The organism is Streptomyces phaeochromogenes (assembly GCF_001418655.1).
Taxonomy (GTDB): domain Bacteria; phylum Actinomycetota; class Actinomycetes; order Streptomycetales; family Streptomycetaceae; genus Streptomyces; species Streptomyces phaeochromogenes.
On sequence record NZ_LIQZ01000412.1, the window covers coordinates 1 to 5450 of the forward strand.

The following is a 5450-nucleotide window of genomic DNA, read 5'->3' on the forward strand; positions in this document are numbered from 1 at the left end:
TGCGCCCCCAGACCCCCCTTTCGGCCTGAACGGCCTCGTCCTCAAACGCCGGACGGGCTGAATGTGTCGGCCCGGGCTGCGGAATCTTCAGCCCCTCCGGCGTTTGAGGAGCGGGGGTTCGGGGGCTGGCCCCCGAAAAGGGACGGGAATGGGTAGGGGCGGCGGGGGCGAAGGAATAAAGCGGAGCCATCCTCCTGTTAGGGAAGGCGCGGACAACGCGTCGTACCAAACAGGAGGACCCCCGTGGCGGCACCGGACCACACCACCAGCGAACCCGACGAGATCAGGGCGGAGGCGAAGGGGACCGCCCAGGTGCCCCTCTCCGTCCTCGACCTGGTCACAGTCGGCGCAGGCCGCACCGCGACCGACGCCCTCCGCACCAGCGTCTCCCTCTCCCGCCTCGCCGAGAGCAGAGGCTTCCACCGCTACTGGGTGGCCGAACACCACTCCATGCCGGGCGTGGCCTCCACCTCCCCGGCCGTGATCCTCGCCCACCTCGCCGCCCACACGACCCGCATCCGCCTGGGCTCGGGCGGCGTCATGCTCCCGAACCACGCCCCCCTGGTCATCGCGGAGCAGTTCGGCACGCTGGAGGCGATGGCCCCGGGCCGCGTAGACCTGGGCCTCGGCCGGGCCCCGGGCACGGACGGCGCCACAGCCGCGGCCCTCCGCCGCACCGACCGCCTCAACGAAGGCGCGGACGACTTCCCCGAGCAGCTCGCGGAGCTCACCCGCTTCCTGGACGACGACTTCCCGCCCGGCCACCGCTACGCCCGCATCCACGCGGTCCCGGGCCCGATCCAGGCGACCTCCCCCGGCGGAGTCCAGTCCCCGCACCGCCCGCCGATCTGGCTGCTCGGCTCCTCCGGCTTCAGCGCCCGCCTCGCGGGCACCCTCGGTCTGCCCTTCGCCTTCGCGCACCACTTCTCGGCGCAGAACACGGTCCCGGCGCTCGACCTCTACCGCGAGTCCTTCCGCCCCTCGGCCGTACTCGACTCGCCCTACGCCCTGATCGGCGTCTCCGCCCTCGCGACGGACGACGAGAAGGAGGCCCGCCGCCAGATCATGGCCGCCGCGCTGAACATGGTCCGCCTGCGCACCGGCCGCCCCGGCCTGGTCCCCACCCCGGAGGAGGCGGAGGCGTACGAGTTCAGCCCGATGGAGCGGGAGTTCGTCGACTCCTGGAACACGAACGTCATCCACGGCACCGCCGACGAGGTCCGCTCCGGCCTCGACGACCTCCAGAAGCGCACCGGCGCCGACGAGCTGATGCTCACCGCCAACGCCCACAGCAGCGACGTACGCCTGCGCTCGTACGAACTGATCGCGGACGCGTACCAGTTGCCCACGGCCGGAGAGACCGAGGCCGGGGAGCCTCAGGCCTGAGAGCAGGCCGCCGCCGTCAACAGCGCGGAGATACGATCCGGCGCCACCGGCCGGGAGTAGAGCCACCCCTGGCCGGTGTCGCAGCCGATGCGTCGTAGACGGGACGCCTGTCCCGCCGTCTCCACGCACTCTGCGGTGACCGTCAGACCGAGCCGGTGCGCGAGCTGGATCATCGCCTCGACGATGACCTCGTCCGCCGGGTTGGACCGGGCGTCCGGACCCGCGCCGTTCTCACCGGTCTCGTACTGGAAGCCCCGCACGAACGACCCGTCGAGCTTCAGGACCGAGACGGGCAGCCGGCTGAGGTAGGCGAGGTTCGAGTACCCGGTGCCGAAGTCGTCGATCGCGATGCGTACGCCCATGTCGCTGAGGGCCTGGAGGGCTTGGAGCGGCCGGCCCGCGGAGCCCATCACCGCGGACTCGGTGAGCTCCAGCTGGAGGAGGTGCGGGGCGAGGCCGGTCTCCGCGAGGGTCGCCGCCACGTCCGCCACCAGGTCGGAGTCCCAGACCTGACGCACCGCCACGTTCACGCTGACGAAGATCGGTTCCGCGTCCGGGTGGTCCAGCTGCCAGCGGCGCGCCTGCCGGCAGGCGGTGGCCAGCACCCAGCGGCCCAACTGCACGATCGAACCGTCTTCTTCGGCAAGTCCGATGAACCGATTCGGCGTCAGTGTGCCGAACTGAGGATGGTTCCATCGCACCAGCGCCTCGACCCCGCGCACCCCGCCGTCCTCCATGCACACGAGCGGCTGGTACTCCAGCGCGAACTCGCCCTTCTCGATGGCCGGGCGGAGCGTGGAGGAGAGGGCCTGACGGGTCATCCGGTGGGCGTTGCGCTCCGGGTCGAAGAGCGTCCAGCGGGACTTGCCGTCGGCCTTCGCCCAGTACAGCGTCGTGTCGGCGGCCTGCATCAGACCGGTCGCGGTGGTGCCGGCCGCGTGCCGCTCGACGACACCGATCGAGGCCGAGACCGACAGCCGCTGCCCGGACAGGTCGAACGGCACCTGCAAGGACTTCAGTACGGAGTCGGCGAGGTCCGCGAGCTGCTCCGTACCCGTGGAGTCCTCGACCAGCAGTGCGAACTCGTCGCCGCCGAGCCGGGCGACCAGCGGGGTGGCCGCTCGCGCGTAACCGGCCTCGTTCGCGCAGCGGGTCAGCCGCTCGGCGACGGCCGCGAGCAGCCGGTCGCCGACGCGGTGGCCGAGCGTGTCGTTGACCGCCTTGAACCCGTCGAGGTCCAGATAGCAGAGCCCGATCCGGCCGGTTCCGGATTCCTCGTACGCCTCCGCCTCCAGTGCGGCCGAAAGCCGCTCGAAGAACAGGGTGCGGTTGGGCAGCCGGGTCACCGGGTCGTGCATCTGGAGGTGGCGCAGCCGGGCCTGGAGTTCGCGGCGGGCACTGATGTCGGAGACCGAGAGCAGCACCGCGCGCTCCTCCTCGGGCAGCGGACTGACCGTCACCTGAGCCCAGAGGGAGTGGCCGTCGGGGTGTTTGAGGCGTCGGGTGCAGCGGAGTCTGGCCTGCCGGCCGCGGAGCACCTCGCGGTACGCGTGCCACGTACGGGCGTCCGAGGCGAGGTCCACCAGGTCGGCGGCGATCCGGCCGGTGAGCCCTTCCGGGCCCGTGCCGAGGAGCGCGGCCAGGGTGTCGTTGGCCGTGACGACCAGGCCTTCCCGGTCCACGACGGCCATCGCGAGGGGAGCGGCGGCGAAAGTGGCGCGGAATGTACGTGTGCCGGCCTCGGTGTCGGTGCCGGCACGGGTTCCGGCGCCGGTACTGGGGTGGGGATGGGGATGGGCGTCGGCACGCGGATCGGTGCCGGTGTGGGGGTGGCCGTCGGCCTCGAAGTCGATCCCGGGGCGCGGCGGGAGGCCGGCCGGCGCAGCGGCCGAGAGCCGCGCCGGAAGACCAGCCGACAGGCCCGCCGAGAGACCCGAGGGGAATCCGGCGAGGAAGTCGGCCGGAAGCCCGGCCGGTAGCTCGGCGGGCAGCCCCGCCGAGAGGTCCAGAGGGGGTGCGACCAGGGATTCGACGCGTGGGGCCCGTTCCTCGTGAGGAGGGGTCCCGACGCGACGAGAGGCCGCGATGTGACTCTCTGTGACGGCCGGCCGGACGAGGTCTACCGCGGGCGCCGGCCCATCGGACGTTCCGCTCACCGTTCGCTCCCGCTGTGCACTCGTTCGTCGTACAGGTCTCGTCGGGGGGTCGGCCGGTGGTGGACGGCCGCTCTAGCCGTGTCCGCGCAGGAAAGTGTGCCGATCATAGAGGTTGGCCGTAGGGCCTTCCAGCTACTGTCCAGTGTCCCGGATGAACCCCTCTCTCTGACAGATCGTTTCTGCCCGCAGCTGGACGGGTTCCTTCCCTGGTCGATCACTTGTGACGTTCCGTGAGTGCTCGGGGTGTCGGCGTGTCCTGGCGCCCCCCTGGCGCTCCCCGATGTTCTCGGTCGGATGTCGGCCCTCTCACTCCTTTGGTTCAGATAAACAGGGCGTAAACGATCAAACCGGCACAGGCTGGGTGCGGTATCCCGAATTCCGCATCCGGAGGTCGACGTGCCGCGTCTGCTCCCCCTCAAGGGGCTCACCCGTGGCGGGGTTCGACCCCGTTGGCGAGGCCTCGGTCGGCCCGGTCCGGGGCGGCCCGGTCCAGGCCGGCGTGTACCGGCATGGTGGGGGCAGACCTGGCGTGAACGGTGGTGGCACGCGCCCGCGGCCGTGTTCACCTCGATGACGGCCCTCGCCGCCACCTCCCTCGTGACGGGCCCCTCGGTCGCCGTCCCGCTCTCCATGCCGTGCGCCCTCAAGCGCACCGAGGCGCACCACTCGGAGGGCCTGGACACCTGGAACGCCGCCTACCCGCGCCCCACCAGACGCCTCGACGCTGTCATGGTCTTCCTCTCCTTCCCGGACGCCGACCCGCTGACCACGCCGGACGAACTGACGGCCGATTACTTCCCCGCCACCAGCCGCTTCTTCGAACGGGCCTCGTACGGCAGGTTCCAGCTCCGCCCGCACCCGCTCACCGAGTGGATCCGGATGCCACGGGCCTCCACCTCGTACGCCATACAGCGCGACTGGAACGCGGCGGCGCGCTCGGCGTATCTGCGCGACGCCCTCGCCGCGGCGGACGACCGGGTCGACTTCTCCCGCTACGACATCGTGTACTTCGTCGCCGACCCGGACGCGCCCGGCGTGGACTCGGACGCGACGAAGGTGGTGAACATGGACACGCCGCTGCGGGCCGACGGGAAGGACATCCGCCGGGTCGTCACTGTCTTCGAGAAGCATCCGCCGGACCGGCTGGTCCTGGCCCACGAGACCGGACACGTCTTCGACCTGCCCGACCTCTACCACCGCCCCGCCGACGGCAAGGGCGACTGGGACACGTACGTCGGCGACTGGGACCTCATGGGCAGCCAGTTCGGCCTGGCGCCCGACCTGTTCGGCTGGCACAAGTGGAAACTCGGGTGGCTGGAAACACGCCAGGTGGCGTGTGTGCGGGACGCGGGCGGACGGGGTACGCGGCTGACGCTGGAGTCTCTGGGGGCCGGGCCCGGGGTGGCCGCGGCGGGTTCCGAGGCCTTCGTGAGGGCGGGTGTTCCCGGTGCCGGGCCGGAGTCGCAAGGCATGGGATTCGGGTCCGGGAACGGGACGAAACTGGCGGTGGTGCGGACCGGGCGGGACAGCGCGGTCGCCTTCGAGGCGCGCGGGCCGGTCGGCAACGACGCGTCGGTCTGCTCACAGGGAGTGCTCGTCTACCGCATCCGCGGCGGGACCCAGTCCGGCGGCGGCCCGATCGAGGTCGTCGACGCGCACCCCTCGTCCGCGGCCTGCTGGGACGACTCGGTCTATCCGCCGCTCGCCGACGCGCCGGTCGGCCTCGGGGAGAGCTTCACCGTGCCGGGCGAGAACGTACGCGTCGAGGTCGAGGACCGGACGGCTTCGGGGGCGTGGACGGTGACGATCTCCACCGGGAGCTGACCTCCTGGACGGCATGCGGGCACGCGAAAGGCCCCTCGCTCTCGCGAGGGGCCTTTCACCGTCTGTGCGCCGCCAGGGACTCGA

General features: G+C 71.6%; 3 protein-coding genes. 2 read left to right on the forward strand and 1 reads right to left on the reverse strand.

Going from position 1 to position 5450, the window contains the following annotated elements; genetic code table 11:
- The first annotated feature begins 243 nt into the window (after positions 1–243).
- Positions 244–1386 carry an LLM class flavin-dependent oxidoreductase gene (locus tag AOK17_RS41100; RefSeq protein WP_055617749.1) on the forward strand — a complete coding sequence of 381 codons (1143 nt, stop codon included), beginning with the start codon at positions 244–246 and terminating at the stop codon, positions 1384–1386.
- Here AOK17_RS41100 and AOK17_RS41105 read toward each other — a convergent pair.
- A complete protein-coding gene (locus AOK17_RS41105) occupies positions 1377–3542 on the reverse strand; it encodes a putative bifunctional diguanylate cyclase/phosphodiesterase (protein ID WP_245697688.1) in 2166 nt (721 codons plus the stop codon). The two genes, AOK17_RS41100 and AOK17_RS41105, sit on opposite strands and share 10 nt — an antisense overlap.
- Before the next feature lie 396 nt (positions 3543–3938).
- Here AOK17_RS41105 and AOK17_RS41110 point away from each other — a divergent pair, with 396 nt between their 5' ends.
- On the forward strand, positions 3939–5366 hold the full coding sequence (locus AOK17_RS41110) for a M6 family metalloprotease domain-containing protein (protein ID WP_055617750.1): 1428 nt from the start codon (positions 3939–3941) through the stop codon (positions 5364–5366).
- The last annotated feature ends 84 nt before the right edge of the window (positions 5367–5450 follow it).